19 protein-coding genes and 1 riboswitch are annotated in these 21483 nt (G+C 65.6%); of the genes, 13 read left to right on the top strand and 6 right to left on the bottom strand.

The features are described 5' to 3' along the window. Window positions 1–8: 8 nt before the first annotated feature. Window positions 9–1802: a lipid A export permease/ATP-binding protein MsbA gene (msbA, locus tag SFA35_RS23705; protein WP_320573286.1), complete on the top strand. Its 1794-nt coding sequence runs from the start codon at window positions 9–11 to the stop codon at window positions 1800–1802. Between the two features lie 84 nt (window positions 1803–1886). After that, window positions 1887–3308: a bifunctional D-glycero-beta-D-manno-heptose-7-phosphate kinase/D-glycero-beta-D-manno-heptose 1-phosphate adenylyltransferase HldE gene (hldE, locus tag SFA35_RS23700; protein WP_320573285.1), complete on the top strand. Its 1422-nt coding sequence runs from the start codon at window positions 1887–1889 to the stop codon at window positions 3306–3308. 66 nt (window positions 3309–3374) lie between these two features. On the opposite strand, the gene SFA35_RS23695 is transcribed toward hldE, so the two are convergent. Genes SFA35_RS23695 through SFA35_RS23680 form a run of 4 tightly spaced genes read right to left on the bottom strand, consistent with a single transcriptional unit; the run spans window position 3375 to window position 6721 of the window. Then, entirely contained in the window at window positions 3375–4331 is a 957-nt protein-coding gene (locus SFA35_RS23695; protein WP_320573283.1) for a metal ABC transporter ATPase, read from the bottom strand. A gap of 27 nt (window positions 4332–4358) precedes the next feature. Continuing rightward, the gene (locus tag SFA35_RS23690) at window positions 4359–5171 is read right to left on the bottom strand and encodes an aldo/keto reductase (RefSeq protein WP_320573281.1); all 813 of its coding nucleotides are present in this window, start codon (window positions 5169–5171) and stop codon (window positions 4359–4361) included. Next, entirely contained in the window at window positions 5168–6346 is a 1179-nt protein-coding gene (locus SFA35_RS23685) for an NAD(P)/FAD-dependent oxidoreductase (protein ID WP_320573280.1), read from the bottom strand. The genes SFA35_RS23690 and SFA35_RS23685 overlap by 4 nt, the downstream gene beginning before the upstream one ends. Window positions 6347–6388: 42 nt before the next feature. Next, window positions 6389–6721: a multidrug efflux SMR transporter gene (locus tag SFA35_RS23680; protein WP_320573277.1), complete on the bottom strand. Its 333-nt coding sequence runs from the start codon at window positions 6719–6721 to the stop codon at window positions 6389–6391. Between the two features lie 96 nt (window positions 6722–6817). On the opposite strand from SFA35_RS23680, the gene SFA35_RS23675 reads away from it, so the two are divergent. From SFA35_RS23675 to SFA35_RS23665, 3 genes are all read left to right on the top strand, one after another. After that, a complete protein-coding gene (locus tag SFA35_RS23675; RefSeq protein WP_320573274.1) occupies window positions 6818–7708 on the top strand; it encodes a LysR family transcriptional regulator in 891 nt (296 codons plus the stop codon). Between the two features lie 18 nt (window positions 7709–7726). Next, a complete protein-coding gene (gene waaA / locus SFA35_RS23670) occupies window positions 7727–9034 on the top strand; it encodes a lipid IV(A) 3-deoxy-D-manno-octulosonic acid transferase (RefSeq protein ID WP_320573271.1) in 1308 nt (435 codons plus the stop codon). 162 nt (window positions 9035–9196) lie between these two features. Continuing rightward, a complete protein-coding gene (locus SFA35_RS23665) occupies window positions 9197–9502 on the top strand; it encodes a DUF1778 domain-containing protein (protein ID WP_320573269.1) in 306 nt (101 codons plus the stop codon). 168 nt (window positions 9503–9670) lie between these two features. Here the strand turns inward: SFA35_RS23665 and SFA35_RS23660 are convergent, their stop codons facing one another. Continuing rightward, a complete protein-coding gene (locus tag SFA35_RS23660; RefSeq protein WP_320573267.1) occupies window positions 9671–11113 on the bottom strand; it encodes a TolC family outer membrane protein in 1443 nt (480 codons plus the stop codon). A gap of 146 nt (window positions 11114–11259) precedes the next feature. After that, a riboswitch (TPP riboswitch) is annotated at window positions 11260–11364 on the top strand. 149 nt (window positions 11365–11513) lie between these two features. Between SFA35_RS23660 and thiC the strand changes: the two genes are divergently transcribed. Both thiC and cytX read left to right on the top strand, forming a co-directional pair. Further along, window positions 11514–13418: a phosphomethylpyrimidine synthase ThiC gene (gene thiC, locus SFA35_RS23655; protein ID WP_320573264.1), complete on the top strand. Its 1905-nt coding sequence runs from the start codon at window positions 11514–11516 to the stop codon at window positions 13416–13418. Between the two features lie 71 nt (window positions 13419–13489). Then, window positions 13490–14779: a putative hydroxymethylpyrimidine transporter CytX gene (cytX, locus tag SFA35_RS23650; RefSeq protein WP_320573262.1), complete on the top strand. Its 1290-nt coding sequence runs from the start codon at window positions 13490–13492 to the stop codon at window positions 14777–14779. Here the strand turns inward: cytX and SFA35_RS23645 are convergent. Next, window positions 14748–15494, bottom strand: a complete 747-nt coding sequence (locus tag SFA35_RS23645; protein WP_320573261.1) for an RsiV family protein — start codon at window positions 15492–15494, stop codon at window positions 14748–14750. The genes cytX and SFA35_RS23645 overlap by 32 nt on opposite strands. A gap of 240 nt (window positions 15495–15734) precedes the next feature. On the opposite strand from SFA35_RS23645, the gene SFA35_RS23640 reads away from it, so the two are divergent. The 6 genes from SFA35_RS23640 to SFA35_RS23615 all read left to right on the top strand — a co-directional run bounded on the left by SFA35_RS23640 (window position 15735) and on the right by SFA35_RS23615 (window position 21442). After that, on the top strand, window positions 15735–16352 hold the full coding sequence (locus SFA35_RS23640) for an NUDIX domain-containing protein (RefSeq protein WP_320573260.1): 618 nt from the start codon (window positions 15735–15737) through the stop codon (window positions 16350–16352). Further along, on the top strand, window positions 16349–16795 hold the full coding sequence (locus tag SFA35_RS23635; protein WP_414058438.1) for a DUF1249 domain-containing protein: 447 nt from the start codon (window positions 16349–16351) through the stop codon (window positions 16793–16795). The genes SFA35_RS23640 and SFA35_RS23635 overlap by 4 nt, the downstream gene beginning before the upstream one ends. Window positions 16796–16872: 77 nt before the next feature. Further along, the gene (gene cpdA, locus SFA35_RS23630; protein WP_320573258.1) at window positions 16873–17688 is read left to right on the top strand and encodes a 3',5'-cyclic-AMP phosphodiesterase; all 816 of its coding nucleotides are present in this window, start codon (window positions 16873–16875) and stop codon (window positions 17686–17688) included. Window positions 17689–17933: 245 nt separating this feature from the next. Continuing rightward, complete coding sequence (locus SFA35_RS23625) at window positions 17934–18542, top strand: YqiA/YcfP family alpha/beta fold hydrolase (RefSeq protein WP_320573257.1); 609 nt, start codon at window positions 17934–17936, stop codon at window positions 18540–18542. A 12-nt stretch (window positions 18543–18554) separates the two neighbouring features. Then, complete coding sequence (gene parE / locus SFA35_RS23620) at window positions 18555–20459, top strand: DNA topoisomerase IV subunit B (protein ID WP_320573255.1); 1905 nt, start codon at window positions 18555–18557, stop codon at window positions 20457–20459. Continuing rightward, on the top strand, window positions 20459–21442 hold the full coding sequence (locus tag SFA35_RS23615; protein ID WP_320573254.1) for an esterase-like activity of phytase family protein: 984 nt from the start codon (window positions 20459–20461) through the stop codon (window positions 21440–21442). Before parE ends, SFA35_RS23615 begins: the two co-directional genes overlap by 1 nt. Window positions 21443–21483 lie beyond the last annotated feature (41 nt).

Below are 21483 nucleotides of genomic sequence, written 5' to 3'. Positions count from 1 at the left end.
CGAAGACCATGAGCCAGCCAGAAACCTCCAGCATGAAAATCTACCTGCGCCTGCTCACGTATGTGATGCCCTACGTCGGCATCTTCGCGTTGAGTATTCTCGGCTTCGTGATTTTCGCATCGACCCAGCCGATGCTGGCCGGCATCCTCAAGTATTTCGTCGACGGCCTGACCAACCCCGAGGCCGCGCTGTTTCCCAAAGTGCCTTACCTGCGCGACCTGCAGCTGCTGCAGGCGGTGCCGTTGCTGCTGGTGCTGATCGCCGCCTGGCAGGGCCTGGGCTCGTTCCTCGGCAACTATTACCTGGCCAAGGTCACCCTGGGCCTGGTGCACGACCTGCGGGTCGAGCTGTTCAACAAGCTGCTGGTGCTGCCCAACCGCTACTTCGACACGCACAACTCCGGGCACCTGATCTCGCGTATCACGTTCAACGTGACCATGGTCACCGGCGCTGCCACCGACGCCATCAAGGTGGTGATCCGCGAAGGCCTGACCGTGGTGTTCCTGTTCGGCTACCTGGTGTGGATGAACTGGAAACTGACCCTGGTGATGCTCGCCATCCTCCCGGTGATTGCCCTGATGGTCGGCAGCGCCAGCAAGAAATTCCGCAAGCAGAGCAAGAAGATCCAGGTGGCTATGGGCGACGTCACCCACGTCGCTTCCGAAACCATCCAGGGCTACCGCGTGGTGCGCAGCTTCGGCGGCGAAGCCTACGAGCGCGAGCGTTTCGCCAGGGCCAGCCAGACCAACACCGACAAGCAGCTGCGCATGAACAAGACCGGCTCGGTGTACACGCCTATGCTGCAGGTGGTGATCTACACCGCCATGGCCGCGTTGATGTTTCTCGTCCTGCTGCTGCGTGGTGACGCCAGCCCCGGTGACCTGATCGCCTACATCACCGCCGCCGGCCTGCTGCCCAAGCCGATCCGCCAGCTGTCCGAAGTCAGTTCGACCATCCAGAAGGGCGTGGCCGGCGCCGAGAGCATCTTCGAGCAACTGGACGAGGAGTCCGAGGTCGACCAGGGCAGCGTCGAGCGCGACCGCGTCAGCGGCGAGCTGGAGGTGCGCAACCTGAGCTTCACCTACCCGGGCACCGAGCGCCAGGTGCTGCGCAATATCAACTTCACCGCCTCGCCGGGGCAGATGATCGCCCTGGTCGGCCGTTCGGGCAGCGGCAAGTCGACCCTGGCCAACCTGATTCCGCGCTTCTACCACCACAGCGAGGGGCAGGTGCTGCTCGATGGCGTGGAGATCGAGGATTATCGCCTGGCCAACCTGCGTCGGCACATCGCTCAGGTCAACCAGAACGTCACCTTGTTCAACGACACCGTGCACGACAACATCGCCTACGGCGACCTCGCCAACGCACCGCGCGAGCAGGTCGAAGCCGCCGCCGCCGATGCCTACGCCAAGGACTTCATCGACCAGCTGCCGCAAGGCTTCGACACCGAAGTCGGCGAGAACGGCGTGATGCTCTCCGGCGGCCAGCGCCAGCGCCTGGCGATTGCCCGGGCGCTGCTCAAGAACGCCCCGGTGCTGATTCTCGACGAGGCCACCTCGGCCCTCGACACCGAATCGGAGCGGCACATCCAGGCGGCGCTGCATCACCTGATGCAGGGCCGCACCACCCTGGTCATCGCTCACCGCCTGTCGACCATCGAGAAGGCCGACCTTATCCTGGTCATGGACCAGGGCCAGATCGTCGAGCGCGGCACCCACGCGCAGTTGCTCGCGCAGAACGGCTACTACGCGCGCCTGCACGCCATGGGCCTGGACGAGCCAGCCAGGGCCGACATCACCTGAGAGATGCTGCCACGCAGCGCCGGGCGGTGGCCGACAACCCTGTGGTAATATCGCCGCCCTGTTCATTTTGTATGTGGGTTGCCCATGAAGTTGTCCATGCCGCGATTCGATCAAGCCCCTGTGCTGGTGGTCGGCGATGTGATGCTCGATCGCTACTGGCACGGCGGTACCTCGCGTATCTCGCCCGAGGCGCCGGTGCCGGTGGTCAAGGTCGAGCAGATCGAGGATCGCCCGGGCGGCGCGGCCAACGTCGCGCTGAACATCGCAGCGCTCGGTGCGCCGGCGTCACTGGTCGGCGTCACCGGCCAGGACGAGGCCGCCGACAGCCTGGCCAACAGCCTCAAGGCCGCCGGGGTGCGTGCGGTGTTCCAGCGCATCGAGCACCAGCCGACCATCGTCAAGCTGCGCGTCATGAGCCGCCATCAGCAGCTGCTGCGCATCGACTTCGAAGAGCCGTTCGCCACCGACCCGGTGGCCCTGGCCAGCGAGGTCGACAGTTTGCTCGAAGGGGTCAAGGTGCTGGTACTCTCGGACTACGGCAAGGGTGCCCTGCGCAACCATCAGCAGCTGATCCAGGCAGCGCGCGCGCGCGGCATTCCGGTGCTGGCCGACCCCAAGGGCAAGGATTTCAGCATCTATCGCGGCGCCACCGTGATCACCCCCAACCTCAGTGAGTTCGAGGCCATCGTCGGCGGTTGCCACGACGAGGCCGAGCTGGTGGCCAAGGGCGCGGCGCTGATGGCCGACCTCGAGCTGGGCGCCTTGCTGGTGACCCGCGGCGAGCACGGCATGACCTTGCTGCGCGCCGACCAGCCGGCGCTGCACCTGCCGGCACGCGCCCGCGAAGTGTTCGACGTGACCGGCGCCGGTGATACCGTGATCTCCACCCTGGCCGCAGCCATCGCTGCCGGCGAGGAGTTGCCCCATGCGGTGGCACTGGCCAACCTGGCCGCCGGCATCGTGGTCGGCAAGCTTGGCACCGCGGCCATCAGCGCCCCGGAGCTGCGCCGGGCGATCCAGCGCGAAGAGGGTTCCGAACGCGGTGTGCTGACCCTCGACCAGTTGCTGCTGGCCATCGACGATGCCCGCGCGCACAACGAGCGCATCGTGTTCACCAACGGCTGCTTCGACATTCTGCATGCCGGGCATGTGACCTACCTGGAACAGGCGCGGGCCCAGGGCGATCGGTTGATCGTCGCGGTCAATGACGACGCCTCGGTCAGCCGCCTGAAAGGGCCGGGCCGGCCGATCAACAGCGTCGATCGACGCATGGCGGTGCTGGCCGGCCTGGGCGCGGTCGACTGGGTGATCAGCTTCGCCGAAGGCACCCCGGAAAACCTGCTGACCCATGTACGCCCGGACGTGCTGGTCAAAGGCGGCGACTACTCGGTGGAGCAGGTGGTGGGTGCCGACATCGTCAGCGCCTACGGCGGCACGGTGAAGGTGCTGGGCCTGGTTGCCAACAGCTCGACCACGGCCATCGTCGAGAAGATTCGCAGCCGCTGACAACCGCTTGAATGTAGGCAGGTGGAAGGGGGCACGCGGCGCAAGATCCTCACACCTGTCGTGTGCCTACTTGTGCAGCACCATCTTCACCAGCCGGCGCGCCTTCACCGTCAGACGCTTGAGGCCCGAGCGCGGTTTGGCCTTGGGTGCCAGCCCCTGCAGCTTGAGCCAGTCCTTCCAGCGAATCCGTTCGTCGCGCACCAGCCAGCCGTCCTGCGGCGCAAAGCTTTCGGCCAGATACAGCCCGCGGGTGCTGGCCGGATGCAGCTCGTCATTCTTGAGGGTGAACAGTTCGGCGGTCGGCTGACCGTCGGTCAATGGAATCAGGTACAGGTCAGGCCGGCTGCGGCTCAGGCGGGCCACCAACTGCTCCTTCTCCAGGCGCTCGTCGACATGGAACAGACTCAGCGAGTGGGTATCCCTGGGCAGTTCCAGGCGCAGGTCGTAGACCAGCTGCAGCGAGGCGGTCGGCGTGTGCACATAGGCGCGCGGGCGCTCGATCAGGGTCAGGCTGGCGCAGCGCACCGGCCGCGCAGCGCCGGACAGCGGGGTCAGGCGGAACACCGCCGACTCGCGGTACATCAGGGTCTGGGCATAGGGCGTGGGCAGCCAGGTGTCGTTGAAACGCCCGCCCAGCCAGCCTTCAGCGGTTTCCAGCAGGCATTCCTCGGCCACTTCCTGCAGCGCGGTCAGCAGCGGCAGGTTGAGTTCATGGGCGGGCACGTAGCCGGAGATCAGCTTGAGCACCACGTCGCCGCGGTCGGCCCGGCGCTGGCGCACCAATACCCAGTAGTCGCGGCCCTGCCAGCTCAGGGTCAGGCGCACCGACACGCCGAGGTTGGCCAGCTCGGCGGTGAAGCGTTCGCTGTCCTCCAGCGCAATGGGCCGGCGGCGTTGCAGGGTCTGCGAAAAGTTGATCGGCATGCCCACGCCCTGGTAGCTCAGCGACTCCGGCGTGGCTGTAACAGAAAGCGGCAGCGTCTTGAAATTGCTCGGGTTTTTTCTTATGAGCGTCCGCGGCATGGCGTTTCCTTCGGTTCGGTGGGCTCCCTACCTGGCGCGCAACACGGCCGCAGCGGTGGCCACGTTGTGGGCAAGGTGCAGCGGATTGATCGTTCCGACAATAGCACTGACCACACCGGGGTGGTCAAACAGCAGTTCAAAGCTGGCGCGCACCGGGTCGACCCCGGGGGTCAGGCAGGCGTGCCCGCTGGCCAGGGCCTTCTTGACCAGGATCGCCTTGCCGTGGGCGGCGGCGTAGTCCAGCACCGGGCGCTCGGCCTGCTCGCGCAGGTTGTAGGTGACCATGGCGCAGTCGCCGCTTTGCAAGGCCTTGAGCCCGCCCTCGACGGTCTTGCCGGAGAAGCCGAAGGCGCGGATCTTGCCTTCCTGCTTGAGCGCGGCGAGCGTCGCGTAGACGTCGCTGTGCTCGAGGATCTGCAGGTCGTTGCCGTCGGAGTGCACCAGCACCAGGTCGATGAAGTCGGTTTCCAGGCGTTTGAGGCTGCGCTCCAGCGAGCGTCGGGTGTGAGCGGCGCTGAAGTCGAAGTGCGAGGCGCCGCCGTCGAATTCCTCGCCGACCTTGCTGACGATCACCCAGTCCTGGCGCTGCCCGCGCAGCAGCGGGCCCAGGCGCTCTTCGCTGGTGCCATAGGCCGGCGCCGTGTCGATCAGGTTGATGCCCAGGCCCTTGGCCTGGCCGAGCAGCATGGCCGCCTCGTGGTCATCGGGGATGGTGAAGCCGTTGGGGTATTTGACCCCCTGGTCGCGGCCCAGCTTGACCGTGCCCAGGCCCAGGGGCGAGACGTTCAGACCGGTAGCACCCAAGGGGCGATGCAAGGCGTGCAGGCTAGGCAGGCTCATGGCAGCAGTTGCTCCCACGCCGGGGTGCCGGGCAGGGGGCGTGGCAGGTCCGGCAAGGGGGCATGGTTGCCCGGCTTGATCCCCGCCTGTTGCAGGCTGGTGATCACTCGATCGGCGAAGTCCGGCGCCAGCGCCAGCTTGGTCGGCCAGCCCACCAGCAGGCCTTGCTGTTCGGCCAGAAAGGCGTTGTCGGGGCGCACCAGGCCCGACTGCGCCGGCTCGGCGCGGTCCACCCGCAAGGTGGCCCACTGCACCTGGCTCAGGTCGATCCACGGCAGCAGCTGGCCCAGCTCCTTTTTCGCCGTGGCGATCTGCTGCTCGGGGCTGCGCGCCACGCCTTCACTTTCGGCAATATCGCCGCCGATGTACCAGACCCATTGGCCATTGGCGGCAGGGTGGGTGGTCACGGTCAGGCGCGGCTTGGGGCCGCCGCCCAGGCAATGGGCGTAGAGCGGCTTGAGGCTGTCACCCTTGGCCAGAATCATGTGCAGCGGCCGGCGCTGCATGGCCGGCTGCTCGATGCCCAGGGCGGCGAGCAGCGCCTCGGTACCGGCGCCGGCGCTGAGCACCACGCGTTGGGCGGCGATCGGCCGGCCATCGACGCTCAGGCCGAGCAGGCGGCCAGCGCCGTCGTGCCAGGGCTGGATCTGTTCGCCGCGAAGCAGCGAATCACCGGCCAGCGCCGCCAGGCGCGCGATCAGGCTGGGTACGTCGACCACCAGCTCGGCGAGGCGGTAGACCTTGCCCTTGAAGGCCTTGTCCTGCAGGGCGGGCGGCAGCTGCTCACCTTTGACCTGGTCGACCCGGCCGCGCACTGCCTTGCTGGCAAAGAAACTGGTGAGGTTGCCGGCCAGGGTGCCCGGCGACCACAGGTAGTGGGCTTCGGAAAGCAGGCGCACGCCGCTCAGGTCGAGCTCGCCGCTGCCCTGCAGGGCCTCGCGCCAGCGCCGCGGCATGTCGGCAATGGCTTCCGAGGCGCCGGTCAGGGCGCCGTGCAGGGCATACTTGGCGCCACCGTGAATGATTCCCTGGGATTTGATGCTCTGCCCGCCGCCGAGGGTCGCGCTTTCCACCAGCAGCGTCGAATAACCCAGGCGCCGCAACCTTGCATTGAGCCAGAGGCCGGCGACGCCGGCGCCGACGATCAGGACGTCAGTGGACAATTCGGATGGCATGCAGCGACCTCGCTAACTGGGACAGCGGGCAAGTATACAGGCTCAGTGCCCGGCGGTTTTCGAGAACAGCTGGATCACCACCACGCCGAGCACGATCAGCGCCATGCCGCCGATGGCCGCCGCGTCGAGCTTCTGGCCGTAGATGAACAAGGCGGCGATGCTCACCAGCACGATGCCCATGCCCGACCAGATGGCGTAGGTAACGCCCACCGGGATCACCCGCACCACCAGGATCAGCATCCAGAACGCGATGGCATAGCCGGCGATCACCAGAAACAGCGGCAGCGGGGTGCTGATGCCCTTGATCGCCTTCATCGAGGTGGTGGCGATGACTTCGCAGCAGATGGCGATGGCCAGGTAGTAGTAGGCAGGCATGGGGCAATCCTTGAGTGATACGGCTGAACGTGGCGTCATTCTAGTCCTGTACCAGATGCGGTAAAGTCAGTACCTATCAGTTTGGGAGATAGGCTAATGGCGCAGCAGTGGACGCTCGAACACATCCAGCTGTTCGTCCAGGTCGCCGAGCTGCGCTCGTTCTCGGCCGTCGCACGGGCGCGGCGCAAGGCGCAGTCGGCGATCAGCCAGGCGATGGCCGCACTTGAGAGCGACCTGGGGGTGGAGCTGTTCGAGCGCAGCAGTGGCCGTCAGCCGCGGTTGACCGAGGCCGGCCAGGCCTTGCTGGAGCAGGCTCGGGAACTTCTGCGTCAATGCGAGCGCCTGGACGGAAGCGCCCTGGCGCTGATGCGCGGTCAGGAAGCACGCCTGCGCCTGGCCCAGGACGAAGCCATGCCCTATCAGCCAGTACTCGACAGCCTCGAAGCGCTGGCCGAGCGCTACCCTACCCTCGAAGTGCAGCTGACCAGCGGAGCCCAGGGCGACGTCGCGCGCAAACTGGTCGAGCGCCGCGCCGACCTCGGCTTGCTGTTTCATCATGAGCAGATGCCCGCCGCGCTGGAGCGGCGCACCCTGGGCAGCGTCGAGATGGTCACGGTGTGCGCGGTGGGTCATCCGCTGGCCGGGCTCGCGCGCGTCACCCGCCAGCAACTGGGTGGCCATCGGCAGTTGTTGATCGCCCTGGAGAACAACAGCTACCCCGGCGGTGAAGCCATCAGTGCCCAGGTCTGGCGCGCCGACAGCTTCTACGCCATGGCCGAGCTGCTGATGCGCGGCCTTGGCTGGGCCTGGTTGCCGCGCCATGTGGTGCAATACCCGGCCTACCAGAACCAGATGGTGGAACTGGCCTGCGACTGGACCCCACCGGCGCTGGTGGTGGAACTGGTGTGGCGTCGCGACGAGCCGCTGGGGCCGGCGGCGCGCTGGCTGGCGGAAGCCTTTGCCCGGCATTTGCGCGCCATTGGTTAGCAGGTAGACTTCGCCGCCATGAACAGAATCCTTTATACCTGCCTGTTTCACCTTGGCCTGCCCTTGGTAGCGTTGCGTCTGTGGCTGCGTTCGCGCCAGGCTCCGGCCTACGCGCAGCGAGTCGGCGAGCGCTTCTCGATCGGCCTGCCACCGCTGCAGCCCGGCGGTATCTGGGTGCATGCGGTGTCGGTGGGCGAGAGCATCGCCGCCGCGCCCATGGTTCGCGCGCTGCTGCAACGCTACCCGGGCCTGCCGATCACCCTGACCTGCATGACCCCGACCGGCAGCGAGCGGATTCGCGCCCTTTTTGCCGATGAGATGGCTGCCGATGAGATGCTTGGCGCTGAGCCGCGCATCCAGCACTGCTACCTGCCTTATGACCTGCCCTGGGCTGCGGCGCGCTTTCTCGAGCGGGCCCGGCCTAAGCTGGCAGTGATCATGGAAACCGAACTGTGGCCCAACCTTATCCATCAGTGCGCGCGGCGCGGTATTCCCGTGGCGCTGGCCAACGCGCGGCTGTCCCAACGTTCGGCCCGTGGCTACGCACGCTTTGCCCGCTTGACCCGGCCGATGCTCGAGGAAATGAGCCTGATCGCCGTGCAGACCGAAGCCGAGGCCGAGCGCTTTCGCAGCCTGGGCGCCCGTGCGCAGGCGGTACAGGTCACCGGCTCGATCAAGTTCGACCTCAAGGTCGACCCGGAGCTGGCGACCCGTGCCGCCCAATTGCGCGGGCAGTGGTCGCTCGATGGCCGTCCGGTGTGGATTGCCGCCAGCACCCACGAGGGCGAAGACGAGGTGATTCTCGCGGCGCATCGCCAACTGCTGGCCCAGCATGCCGATGCCTTGCTGATTCTGGTGCCGCGCCACCCCGAGCGTTTCGACAGGGTTCATGAGCTGTGCCAGCAGCAGGGCTTGCGCACCGTGCGCCGCTCCAGCCAAGTGCCGGTGCAGGCCGACACCGAGGTTCTGCTGGGCGACACCATGGGCGAGTTGCTGTTTCTCTACGCGCTGGCGGATATCGCCTTCGTCGGCGGCAGCCTGGTGCCCAACGGCGGCCACAACCTGCTGGAGCCTGCGGCCCTGAGCAAGCCGGTATTGAGCGGCCCGCACCTGTTCAATTTCCTCGAAATCGCCGGCCTGCTGCGCACCAGCGGCGCCCTGCTCGAAGTCGACGACGCCCAGGCCCTGGCCGCGGCCGTGCAGCGCCTGATCGAACTGCCCCAGGACGCCCGGCGCATGGGCGAAGCGGGGCGAGCGGTGATGGTGGCCAATCAGGGGGCGCTGGAGCGGTTGTTGGAAGGGTTGGCGGCGTTACTTCCCGAGTAACGGCACTTCCTCATTTCCTACAGGAATCTCGGATGTGGCCGACTGTCGTTTTTTAGCCACATAGGGGAAGCTGCTCGGGTTGGCTTTCCTCCGCTGGATACGGCTATCATCCGTACTTGATTGCTGCGGCGTGCGTCTTGGCACGTGATCCCAGGTGAGCCTATGTCGACAACAGACGATTCTCCCAGAACCCCCAAAACGGCGCGCCTTGAACTCAAGACCACCGAGTTTGCGAAGGATTTGATTCGCAGGGCTGCCGCGCTTTCAGGACAAGACATGACTTCCTTCATCATCGCCTGCGCTGTCGACAAAGCTGAACAGGTCATCGAGCGGCATCGCCGAATCGAGTTGTCAGATCACGCATTCAACCGGCTTCACGCCATCCTCGCCGCTGACGAAACTGCGCAGCCGACTCAAGCGTTGATCGACTTGATGGGCGACCACAATGCGCATCGATCCGGCACCTGACTGGTTCATCGACACCAATGTGCGCGCCAACCTTGAACGGTACGGCTGGCGCAAAGAGTTCGACTGCGGGCTTGAACTCATCAATCGACAAGGATCCGTCCGGCAGCACCGCCATGTTCATTGGTATCAAGGTGTTGATGCGTGCCCTGAGCGCCTGAGCCATGTCCCTCAAGGCTTCTTGACCGGCGGCTTGAGCAGCGCCTGCGCGGCCTGGGCCAGGTCGGGAGGGAGGAAGTCCTTGTCCGGGTTGTAATCGGGTTTGAGGTACTGCGCCAGCGCCTGCAGGTCGGCCGGGCTGAGGGTGCCGGCGGCCTGCTTGAGGCGCAGGTTGTCGAGGATGTAATCGTAGCGGGTGTTGTTGTAGTCGCGCACCGAGGCGTACAGCTGACGCTGGGCGTCGAGCACGTCGACGATGTTGCGGGTGCCGACCTGGTAGCCGATTTCGGTGGCCAGCACCGAGCTCTGGTTGGAGATGATCGACTGCTTGCGCGCCTGCACCTGCTCCACATCGGTGTTTACCGCGCGGTGCAGGTTGCGGGTGTTTTCCACCACCTGGCGGCGCAGGCTCTCGCGCTGCTGCTCGCTCTGGTTGAGGCGCTGGTAGGCCTCGCGCACCTGCGAGCTGGTCAGCCCGCCGCTGTACAGCGGAATGTTCAACTGCACGCCCAGGGTCCGTTGCTCCACTGGACCGCCGTAAGGCACACCGGTGTAGTTGGGGTTGGTCAGCTGGAAGCTGTCGTTGTCGCCTTTCTGGATCTGCGCCACGGCGTCGACCGTCGGCGCGTGGCCGGCCTTGCGCTGGTTGAGGGTCTGCTCGGCGGAGGTCACGGCGAAGTTGCTGGCCTGCAGGTTGAGGTTCTGTTGCGCGGCGGTGTCGACCCAGGCCTTGGCATCGTTCGGCACCGGTGGCAGCACCGGCAGGCTGTGCACGATGCCCTGGATCGAGTTGTACTCGCGGTGGGTCAGGGTGATCAATGCCTCGAAGGCGTCCTCGACCTGGCGCTGGGCGACGATGCGGTTGGCCCGGGCGGTGTCGTAGCTGGCCTGGGACTGCAGGGTGTCGGTGCGGTCGGAAAGGCCGACGTTGAAGCGCTCGTTGGATTGGTCGAGCTGGCGCTTGAAGGCCTGCTCTTCAGCCTTGGCGGTGGCCAGGTTGTCCTGCGCCCGCAGCACGCCGAAGTAGTCGTTGGCGGTCTGCAGGATCAGGTTCTGCTCGGTGGCCGAGAGCTGCAGCGCGGCCTGCTGGTCCACCGCCTTGGCCGCCTTGAGCTGGAACCAGCGGTCGGCGTGGAAGATCGGCTGGCTCAAAGTCGCCTGATACAGCGTGCCGCTGCGGGTGGCGGTGTAATCGGGCTGGTTGACCGAGGTGCGGCTGTTCATCACGTCAGCGCCGGCCGACAGATTGGGCAGCAGTCCGGCGCGGGCCTGCGGCACGATCTCGCTCTGAGCGGCATAGTCGGCGCGGGCGGCGGCCAGGTCGGCATTGTTGTTGGCCGCGTCCTGGTAGACGCTGACCAGATCGGTCTTGCTGGCCAGCGGCGCCGGTTCGGCCCAGGCCAGCGGCGGGGCCGCACAGGACACGGCGAGGGCGAAGGAAAATCTGCGCAACATGAGGCAATCCTTGGAATTTTTTTGAGTTTGTCCCGAACCGCGAGTGTAGAGGGGTGAGCGTCGCGCAACAATCGGCATGATGCGCCAATCGTCCAGAGCGTCGCTGCGGGGGATAGCGTTCCTCGGTCAGCGCGTCTATGCTGTGCGGGTTCTTGTCGGGGTGCCTTGCTATGAGGCTGAGATCGGTTAAGCCGGATCCCGTTGAACCTGATCAGGTTAAAGCCTGCGTAGGGAACAAGATTGCTCGTCACTCGGCGGGCCCTCTTGTGCTTCGTCCAAGGGGGCGTTCGCACTGCGAACACACCGCCGAGGGCGAGGCACAGCGCTGCATCCCAGCGCGTCCGTGCCTTCAGGTTCGCTCCGACATCCCAACCGCTGGATGCTGTCTGGAGAGCCTGTGATGACTATAAAAGCAAAAAACGCCCTGCACCTGAGCGAGTCGGCCAAGGTCGACGAACAGTCGGTGCAACCCTTCACCCGTTCGCAGAAAATCTACGTGCAGGGCTCGCGCCCGGACATTCGCGTGCCGATGCGTGAAATCAGCCTGGACGTTACCCCCACCGACTTCGCGCAAACGAATGGGGGAGGCGAGATCAACCCTCCGGTCACCGTCTACGACACCTCAGGCCCCTACACCGACCCCAACGTGATCATCGACGTGCGCAAGGGCCTGGCCGACGTGCGCTCGGCGTGGATCGACGAGCGTGGCGACACCGAACGCCTCGCCGGCCTGAGCTCGAACTTCGGCCAGCAGCGCCTCAACGATGAAGAGCTGACCCGCCTGCGCTTCGCCCACGTGCGCAATCCACGCCGCGCCAAGCCCGGGGCCAACGTCAGCCAGATGCACTACGCCCGTCAGGGCATCATCACCGCCGAGATGGAATACGTGGCCATCCGCGAGAACATGAAGCTGGCCGAGGCCCGCGCCGCCGGCCTGCTGACCCAGCAGCATGGCGGCCACAGCTTCGGCGCCAGCATCCCCAAGGAAATCACCGCCGAATTCGTGCGCGAGGAAGTCGCCCGTGGTCGCGCAATCATTCCGGCCAACATCAACCACACCGAACTGGAGCCGATGATCATCGGCCGCAATTTCCTGGTGAAGATCAACGGCAACATCGGCAACAGCGCACTGGGCTCCTCCATCGAGGAAGAAGTGGCCAAGCTGACCTGGGGCATCCGCTGGGGCTCGGACACGGTGATGGACCTTTCCACCGGCAAGCACATCCACGAGACCCGCGAGTGGATCATCCGCAACTCGCCCGTGCCGATCGGTACCGTGCCCATCTACCAGGCCCTGGAAAAAGTCGGCGGCGTGGCCGAGGACCTGACCTGGGAGCTGTTTCGCGACACCCTGATCGAACAGGCCGAGCAGGGCGTCGACTACTTCACCATTCATGCCGGCGTGCTGCTGCGCTATGTGCCGCTGACCGCCAAGCGGGTCACCGGCATTGTCAGCCGTGGCGGCTCGATCATGGCCAAGTGGTGCCTGGCGCACCACCAGGAAAACTTCCTTTACACCCATTTCGACGACATCTGCGAAATCATGAAGGCCTACGACGTCAGCTTCTCGCTGGGTGACGGCTTGCGTCCTGGCTCCATCGCCGACGCCAACGATGCCGCGCAGTTCGGCGAGCTGGAGACCCTCGGCGAACTGACCAAGATCGCCTGGAAGCATGATGTCCAGTGCATGATCGAAGGTCCCGGCCACGTGCCCATGCAGCTGATCAAGGAGAACATGGACAAGCAGCTGGAATGCTGCGACGAGGCGCCGTTCTACACCCTCGGCCCGCTGACCACCGACATCGCCCCGGGCTATGACCACATCACCTCGGGCATCGGTGCGGCGATGATCGGCTGGTTCGGCTGCGCCATGCTCTGCTACGTCACGCCCAAGGAACACCTGGGCCTGCCGAACAAGGATGACGTCAAGACCGGCATCATCACCTACAAGATCGCCGCGCACGCAGCTGACCTGGCCAAAGGGCATCCGGGCGCGCAGATTCGTGACAACGCCTTGAGCAAGGCACGTTTCGAGTTCCGCTGGGAAGACCAGTTCAACCTCGGCCTGGACCCGGACACCGCACGGGCCTACCACGACGAGACGCTGCCCAAGGACTCGGCCAAGGTGGCGCACTTCTGCTCCATGTGCGGGCCGAAATTCTGCTCGATGAAGATCACCCAGGAGGTGCGCGAGTACGCCGCCAACCAGAAGATCGACGCCGTTGACCTGAGCGTGGCCGAGGGCATGCGCGAACAGGCCGAGCGATTCAGGCAGGAAGGCTCGCAGCTGTACAGGAAGGTCTGATCCAGGCTTGAAAAAGCTCGCGGGCACCGCTCGCGAGCGCTTATAAACCCGACACCCATGAGCAGCACCCCGTGAACACACCCAGCACCTACTCTCCTGACATCGCCGTCCCCGCCAGCCAGCGGGTGTTCGGCGCGCGCGATCTGTTTTCCCTGTGGTTTTCCCTCGGCATCGGCCTGATGGTCCTGCAAACCGGCGCCTTGTTGGCCCCGGGCCTGGGCCTGGCCGGTTCACTGCTGGCGATCTTCCTCGGCACCCTGGTCGGCGTGCTGCTGCTGGCGGCGGTCGGCGTCATCGGCAGCGACACCGGCCTGTCGGCCATGGCCGCTCTGCGCCTGAGCCTGGGGCGCCACGGCGCCGCATTGCCGGCGCTGCTCAACCTGCTGCAACTGATGGGCTGGGGCGCTTTCGAAATCATCGTCATGCGTGACGCCGCCAGTCTGCTGGCCGGCGGCCAGTTCGGCGCGGCCAGTGCGCTGGCCAATCCGCTGCTGTGGACCCTGGTGTTCGGCGCGCTGGCCACCTTGCTGGCGGTCAGCGGGCCCTTGACCTTCGTGCGCCGATTTCTGCGCAAGTGGGGCATCTGGCTGTTGCTGGCGGCATGCCTGTGGCTGACCTGGAATCTCTTTGCCAAGGCCGATCTGGCCGGGCTGTGGGCCAAGGCCGGTGATGGCAGCATGAGCCTGGCGGTGGGCTTCGACATTGCCATCGCCATGCCGCTGTCGTGGCTGCCGCTGATCGCTGATTATTCGCGCTTCGGTCGCAAGGCCGGTGGCGTGTTCGGCGGCACCGCGCTGGGCTTCTTCATCGGCAACCTGTGGCTGATGAGCCTGGGCGTCGGCTACACCCTGGCGTTCGCCCCGAGCGGTGAGACCAACGCGCTGCTGATGGCGCTGGCCGGTGCCGGGCTGGGCATTCCGTTGCTGCTGATCCTGCTCGACGAGTCGGAAAACGCCTTCGCCGACATCCACTCGGCGGCCGTCTCCACCGGCCTGCTGGTCAAGGCCAAGGTCGAGCACATCGCCCTGGCGATCGGCGTGGTCTGCACCTTGATCGCCTGCTTTGCGCCGCTGGCGCAATACCAGAACTTCCTGCTGCTGATCGGCTCGGTGTTCGCGCCGCTGTTCGGCGTAGTGCTGGTCGACCACTTTGTACTGCGTCGACGCCAGGCCGGCGAGGTGCAGGCAGCCCTGCACTGGGCGGCCCTGGTGGCCTGGCTGGGCGGCATCGCTACCTACCAGGTGCTGGCCAACCTGTACCCCAACGTCGGCGCGACCTTGCCGTCACTGCTGGTCGCCGGGGTGCTGCACTACGCCTTCAACCGCCTGTTCAGCCGCGTCCCGGGAACAGCTGCGGCTTGATCACGCCGTTCAGGCGTGGGTAGTCGATCTTGATTTCCGGGTGGCCCATCGCGTACGGCGCAATGCTGTACACGTCGTACTTGAGGATCACGCCGCCATAGGTCAGGGCGATGTTCGGGGTCTTCTGGAACGGCCAATCCCTGGCGAAGTTCGGTCCCTGTTCGGTGACCGTCTTCAGCCAGCCGCGGTGGGCCTCTTCGGCGGCCTTCCAGAAGGCCTCTTCCTGGCCTGGCAGCAGCATGTCCTGCAGGGTCAGGGCCTTGTGCTGCTGGCGCGACCAGTTGATGAAGCCGCGCCCTGGCGTGCCGTGGGCGCCGCCTTCGTCCAGGTAGCTGGACAGCTCGATGATCACCAACCCGTCATGCTGCTCGCGTACCTTGGCCTGCAGGTAGCTGCTGTAGCGGCTGTCGGCCTTGCTCAGGAATTGCGCCTCGTAGGCCTGCAGGGTTGGCGCCACGGGGGCGTTCGGCGCGTTGCGGGTCATTTGCAGCAAGCGTTGCTGGACCAGAGCGTCGAGCTGGGGCTCGTCGGGGAAGTGCAGGGTGTCGATGTTCACCAGTGGGCAATCGGCGCCGATGCTGCAGCCCGGCTTGATGTGCTCCCAGGCGTCACGCTTGGCCTGTAACGGCTTGTGCAGATCGGGTTGAAACAGACTCGAGCAGGCGCCCAGAGTCAGGGCCGCGCAGGCCAGGGCAGTGAGCTTGTAGAACGACATGGTGTTCCTTGCTTGAGAAGGGTCGGTCAGGTTCGTGGCGCCATGTGCGGGCGCAAAGTGATGCTTGGACTGTGCAAAGGTGCTTCGGTTCGCTGCGGCCGGCAATCTGTCGCGGCGGCGAAAAAACTGCCGCAGGCCGCCTATCCTGCCAGCGCAGGGCTAATCTTCAAAGGGGCTGCAAAGCGCTGGCATCGCGGTTAGGATGAGCCCAGACGCATCATTTCAAGGCAGGAGATCCTGATGACCGACAGCAACAGCTCGACCCCACGCGAGGTTCAGATCGTCAAGCGCGAGAACTGCTTCAAGGGGTTCTACCAGCTCGACCGCCTGCACCTGCGCCACGAGCAGTTTGCTGGCGGTTTGGGCAAGGAGATCAGCCGCGAACTGTTTGTGCGCCACGATGCCGTGTGCGCGCTGCCCTACGATCCGATTCGCGACGAGGTGGTGCTGATCGAGCAATTTCGCATCGGCCCGGTCGGCAAGGTGGAGAATCCCTGGCTGATCGAGGTGGTCGCCGGTCTGATCGACAAGCAGGAAGTGCCCGAAGAAGTTGCGCGGCGCGAGGCCGAGGAGGAAGCTGGCCTGGTGTTCACCGACCTTTGGCCGGTGACCGCCTATTTCCCGTCGCCGGGGGGCAGCAACGAATTCGTCTATCTGTACGTAGGCCGTTGCGACAGTCGCGGGGTAGGTGGCCTGCATGGCCTTGAAGAAGAAGGCGAAGACATCCGGGTCAAGGTGTGGCCGTTCGCCGAGGCGCTGCAAGCCTTGCGCGATGGCAAAATTATCAACGGTTCGGCGATCATCGCCCTGCAGTGGCTGGCCTTGAACCGTGACGAAATCAGGGGGAAGTGGACGTGAATCTGTTACGTGAACGCTACCGGGTCGACCTGGTCGGGCTTCAGGCCGCTTGCGAGGCCAACTATGCGCGCCTGCTGCGGCTGCTGCCCGACATGCGCGGCCAGCAGCGCTCGCGGCGCATCGGCATGACCCAGGGCGACCAGATGCTGGGCGTGCTCAGCCTCGAGGTGGCCCAGGCCTGCCCCTACACCACCACCCTGCGCGTGCGCCAGGAGCACAGCCTGCCCTGGCTGCCGGTGCCGCAATTGGAGGTGCAGGTGTATCACGATGCACGCATGGCCGAGGTGGTCAGCGCCGAGCATGCGCGGCGTTTTCGCAGCGTCTATCCCTACCCGAACGACGCCATGCACCAGCCGGATGAAAAAGCCCAGCTCAACCTGTTCCTGGGCGAGTGGTTGAACTACTGCCTGGAGTGCGGTCACGAAATGCATCCGGTGGTCTGAGCCGCCAGCGTCCGGCTGTTTGCAGGTCTTCCGTACAAGCACCATACTCCTCGCTGAACCAGCCCGAGGAGCTCCCCTTGCCCAACACTCCACCCTCTACCGCCAACTTGCCAGTGCTGCTGGTGCAACTGACGGACAGCCATCTGTTCGCCGAAGCGGACGGCAAGCTGCTGGGCATGGCCACTCGCGACAGTCTGCAGCGCGTCATCGAGCTGGTGCAGGCTGAGCAGCCGCATATTGACCTGATCCTCGCCACCGGCGACCTGTCGCAGGATGGTACGGTCGAGTCTTATGCGGCGTTCGAGGCAATGACCTCGGTGTTCACCGCCCCCAAACGCTGGTTCGCCGGCAACCATGACGAAACTCTGGTGATGCAGGAGGTGACCGCAGGGCGCGAGCTGATGAAACCGGTGCTCGACATCGGCAACTGGCGCGTCACGCTGCTCGACTCGTCTGTGTCGGGCTCGGTCCCGGGCTACCTGGCCGACGATCAACTGCAATTGCTGGCGCAGGCCTTGAGCGAGGCGCCCGAGCGCCATCACCTGGTGTGCCTGCACCACCATCCGGTATCCATCGACTGCAAATGGATGGAGCCTATCGGCTTGCGCAACCCCCATGCGCTGTTCGAGGTGCTCGAGCGTTTTCCCCAGGTACGGGCGCTGCTCTGGGGCCACATACACCAGGATTACGACCAGCAGCAAGGCGGCGTCCGTCTGCTGGCCACGCCTTCGACCTGCATCCAGTTCAAGCCGTTGAGCGAACAGTTCGCCCTGGACGACCTCGCGCCGGGCTATCGCTGGCTGCGCCTGATGCCCGACGGGCAGATCGAGACCGGCGTGTCACGGGTGCGTGATTTCCAATTCACCCCGGATTTCACGGCTGACGGGTACTGAGCTGCTGTAGCGAGGGGCATCGACCTGATGCGAGCTCGCCGCCACGCCGCAGTGGTATCGCTCGCCAGCTCCGCCGGCTCCTACGCCAAAATGTGGCGCACCCCAGGGCGGCGTAGGAGCCGGCGCAGCTGGCGAGGGCATCGACCGGATTCGTGCATTGGCGCTTACCTTGAAATATTTGTGCCCCCCAATCACCACCGAACCGCTGTAAACTGCGCAGTCCCCAAAGCTCAGGAGGCGGTCGCGTGTCGGGTTCCATCCTTTATATCCATGGCTTGAACAGCGCCCCGGCCTCGACCAAAGCCACCCAGCTGAGTGCAGCGATGCAGCGCATGGGCCTGGCCGAGCGCCTGCGTGTGCCGGCCCTGCACCATCACCCGCGTGAAGCGATCGCCCAGCTTGAGGCGGCCATTGCCGAGCTGGGCCAACCGTTGCTGGTCGGCAGCTCGCTCGGCGGCTACTATGCCACTCACCTGGCCGAGCGCCACGGCCTGAAAGCCCTGCTGATCAACCCAGCGGTCAACCCGCATCGGCTGTTCGACGGCTTCCTGGGGACCCAGCAGAATCTCTACACCGGCGAGTCCTGGGAGCTGACCCTGGATCACGTCACGGCGCTGGCGGCGCTCGAAGTGCCGCCGCCCAATGATCCGCAGCGCTACCAGGTGTGGCTGCAGACCGCCGACGAAACTCTCGACTACCGTCATGCCGAACGCTTCTACCGAGGCTGCGCGCTGCGCATCCAGGCTGGCGGCGATCACGGCTTCCAGGGCTTCGCCGAACGGTTGCCGGCGCTGTTCGCCTGCGCCGGCATCAGCACCGAGCAGCACTCTTTTCTATTTTCAACGAACGACTGACGACGAGACCCCATGGCCAATCCCAGCGCTAGCTCTTATAACGCAGACGCCATCGAAGTCCTCTCGGGCCTCGACCCGGTGCGCAAACGCCCGGGCATGTACACCGACACCAGCCGGCCCAACCACCTGGCCCAGGAAGTCATCGACAACAGTGTCGACGAAGCGCTGGCCGGGCACGCGAAATCCATTCAGGTCATCCTGCACGCCGACCACTCGCTGGAAGTCGCCGACGACGGTCGCGGCATGCCCGTGGACATTCACCCCGAAGAAGGTGTGTCAGGTGTCGAGCTGATCCTTACCAAATTGCACGCCGGCGGCAAGTTCTCCAACAAGAACTACCAATTTTCCGGCGGCCTGCACGGCGTCGGCATTTCGGTGGTCAATGCCCTGTCCAACCAGGTGCGGGTGCGGGTCAAGCGCGACGGCAACGAATACCAGATGACCTTCGCCGACGGCTTCAAGGCCACCGACCTGGAAGTGGTCGGCACCGTGGGCAAGCGCAACACCGGCACCAGCGTGTATTTCGCGCCGGACCCGAAGTATTTCGATTCGCCGAAATTTTCCGTCAGCCGCCTCAAGCACGTGCTCAAGGCCAAGGCCGTGCTGTGCCCGGGGCTGCTGGTCAGTTTCGAAGACAAAGGCACCGGCGAGAAGGTCGAGTGGCACTACGAAGACGGCCTGCGCTCCTACCTGGTCGACGCCGTGACCGAATTCGCCCGCCTGCCCGACGAGCCGTTCTGCGGCAGCCTGGCCGGTAACAAGGAGGCGGTCGACTGGGCCTTGCTATGGTTGCCGGAGGGCGGCGACAGCGTGCAGGAAAGCTACGTCAACCTGATCCCCACCGCCCAGGGCGGCACCCACGTCAACGGCCTGCGCCAAGGCCTGCTGGATGCCATGCGCGAGTTCTGCGAATTCCGCAGCCTGCTGCCACGTGGCTTGAAGCTGGCGCCTGAAGACATCTGGGAGCGCATCGCCTTCGTCCTCTCGATGAAGATGCAGGACGCGCAGTTCTCCGGGCAGACCAAGGAGCGGCTGTCGTCCCGCGAGGCGGCGGCGTTCGTCTCCGGGGTGGTCAAGGACGCTTTCAGCCTGTGGCTCAATGCCCACCCGGAGCTGGGCCTGCAACTCGCCGAGCTGGCCATCAGCAATGCCGGGCGCCGGCTCAAGGCGAGCAAGAAGGTCGAGCGCAAGCGCATCACCCAAGGCCCGGCGCTGCCTGGCAAGCTGGCCGACTGCGCCGGGCAGGACCCGATGCGCTCCGAGCTGTTCCTGGTCGAAGGCGACTCCGCCGGCGGCTCGGCCAAGCAGGCGCGTGACAAGGAGTTCCAGGCGATCCTGCCGCTGCGCGGCAAGATCCTCAACACCTGGGAAGTCGACGGCAGCGAAGTACTGGCCAGTCAGGAAGTGCACAACATCGCCGTGGCCATTGGTGTCGACCCCGGCGCCCTGGACATGAGCGGGCTGCGCTACGGCAAGATATGCATCCTCGCCGACGCCGACTCCGACGGCCTGCACATCGCCACGTTGCTCTGCGCCTTGTTCGTCCAGCATTTCCGCCCGCTGGTGGATGCCGGTCACGTCTACGTGGCGATGCCGCCGCTGTACCGCATCGACCTGGGCAAGGAAATCTTCTATGCCCTGGACGAGGCCGAGCGCGACGGCATCCTCGACCGCCTGGTGGCCGAAAAGAAACGCGGCAAGCCGCAGGTCACGCGCTTCAAGGGCCTGGGTGAAATGAACCCGCCGCAGTTGCGCGAAACCACCATGGACCCCAACACCCGGCGCCTGGTGCAGCTGACCCTGGAAGACTTCGCCGGTACCTCGGAGATGATGGACATGCTGCTGGCGAAGAAACGTGCCGGCGACCGCAAGTCCTGGCTGGAGTCCAAGGGCAACCTGGCCGAGGTGCTGACCTGATGCGGGCATGGCTGCCGCTCGTGCTGGCGCTGCTGTGCATGCCCAGCCTGGCGGCTCCCGTGGAGCAGCTGAAGTTGCTCTCCGAGCATGCCGTCGAGGGCATGCCGGGTGGCAACCTGTCCGGGCTGGCCCAGTGTGGCGACGGCTTGTGGACCGTATCGGACCGCGACGACGGGCTGATCTACCGCCTCGAGCCATCGCCGGCCAAGGTCTGGCAAGCCCAGCCGCTGGCCATCGCCGTGCCTGCGCCGCCGCCCAGTGGGCTGTCGCTGCGGGTGCGCATGGAGGTCAAGGCAAGCAAGCTGGTGCGTGCGGGGCTGCTCGACTTCGAAGGCATCACCTGCGATGCGGCGGGCAATCGCTACGTGGTCAGCGAAGGTTTTGCCAGCGTGCTGAAGGTCCCGGTGCAGGGTGCGCCGCAGTGGCTGGACATCGATCCGGCGATGGTCCGCGAGGCGCGTTCGCGTGGCTTGCTGGCGCACTTCAATGCCATCTTCGAGGGCATTGCCATCGATCCCGCCGGCAATCGTCTGTGGCTGGCCGCCGAACGCGAGCGCCGCGGCTTGATCACGCTGGGCCGTGACGGCCAGCACTGGGGCTGCGGCGCCAGTTGCGTGCTGCTTGCAGAGGGTGGTCATGTGACCTTGCCGCTGCAGTTGCAGGCCGGACGCGCGATCTCCAATGATTTCTCCGACCTGGCGCTGTACCAGGGCAAGCTCTATACGCTGGAGCGCAACGCCTACCAGATCTGCCGGCGCGACGCGGTCACGGCGCAGGTCGAACACTGCTGGTCGTTCGCCGACGCAGTGCTCGCCCCTGGCCGACGCTACGCCCAGCCCTACGGGCTGCTCGAGGCGCTGGTGATCGACGAGCAGGGCGCCTGGCTCGGCGTCGACAACAACGATCGGCCCCGCGAAGACGGCGAGTTGCGCCCCATCGTCTGGCGCTTCGCCGCCCCGGCGGCCGGCTGGACGGCGCCATGAAACCTATTGAATCGAACGGCGGGCGCCCAATGTGCGCCGCC

Source organism: Pseudomonas sp. HR96, from assembly GCF_034059295.1.
Lineage (GTDB): Bacteria > Pseudomonadota > Gammaproteobacteria > Pseudomonadales > Pseudomonadaceae > Aquipseudomonas.
The sequence above is the reverse complement of the archived record's forward strand: the minus strand, read 5'-3'. Positions and strand labels throughout refer to the sequence as shown.

Excerpts from the sequence above, each read along its gene's own strand:
- msbA (WP_320573286.1), top strand. The coding sequence starts at position 9 with ATGAGCCAGCCAGAAACCTCCAGCATGAAAATCTACCTGCGCCTGCTC.
- hldE (WP_320573285.1), top strand. The coding sequence starts at position 1,887 with ATGAAGTTGTCCATGCCGCGATTCGATCAAGCCCCTGTGCTGGTGGTC.
- SFA35_RS23695 (WP_320573283.1), bottom strand. The coding sequence starts at position 4,331 with ATGCCGCGGACGCTCATAAGAAAAAACCCGAGCAATTTCAAGACGCTG.
- SFA35_RS23690 (WP_320573281.1), bottom strand. The coding sequence starts at position 5,171 with ATGAGCCTGCCTAGCCTGCACGCCTTGCATCGCCCCTTGGGTGCTACC.
- SFA35_RS23685 (WP_320573280.1), bottom strand. The coding sequence starts at position 6,346 with ATGCCATCCGAATTGTCCACTGACGTCCTGATCGTCGGCGCCGGCGTC.
- SFA35_RS23680 (WP_320573277.1), bottom strand. The coding sequence starts at position 6,721 with ATGCCTGCCTACTACTACCTGGCCATCGCCATCTGCTGCGAAGTCATC.
- SFA35_RS23675 (WP_320573274.1), top strand. The coding sequence starts at position 6,818 with ATGGCGCAGCAGTGGACGCTCGAACACATCCAGCTGTTCGTCCAGGTC.
- waaA (WP_320573271.1), top strand. The coding sequence starts at position 7,727 with ATGAACAGAATCCTTTATACCTGCCTGTTTCACCTTGGCCTGCCCTTG.
- SFA35_RS23665 (WP_320573269.1), top strand. The coding sequence starts at position 9,197 with ATGTCGACAACAGACGATTCTCCCAGAACCCCCAAAACGGCGCGCCTT.
- SFA35_RS23660 (WP_320573267.1), bottom strand. The coding sequence starts at position 11,113 with ATGTTGCGCAGATTTTCCTTCGCCCTCGCCGTGTCCTGTGCGGCCCCG.
- thiC (WP_320573264.1), top strand. The coding sequence starts at position 11,514 with ATGACTATAAAAGCAAAAAACGCCCTGCACCTGAGCGAGTCGGCCAAG.
- SFA35_RS23645 (WP_320573261.1), bottom strand. The coding sequence starts at position 15,494 with ATGTCGTTCTACAAGCTCACTGCCCTGGCCTGCGCGGCCCTGACTCTG.
- SFA35_RS23640 (WP_320573260.1), top strand. The coding sequence starts at position 15,735 with ATGACCGACAGCAACAGCTCGACCCCACGCGAGGTTCAGATCGTCAAG.
- parE (WP_320573255.1), top strand. The coding sequence starts at position 18,555 with ATGGCCAATCCCAGCGCTAGCTCTTATAACGCAGACGCCATCGAAGTC.
- SFA35_RS23615 (WP_320573254.1), top strand. The coding sequence starts at position 20,459 with ATGCGGGCATGGCTGCCGCTCGTGCTGGCGCTGCTGTGCATGCCCAGC.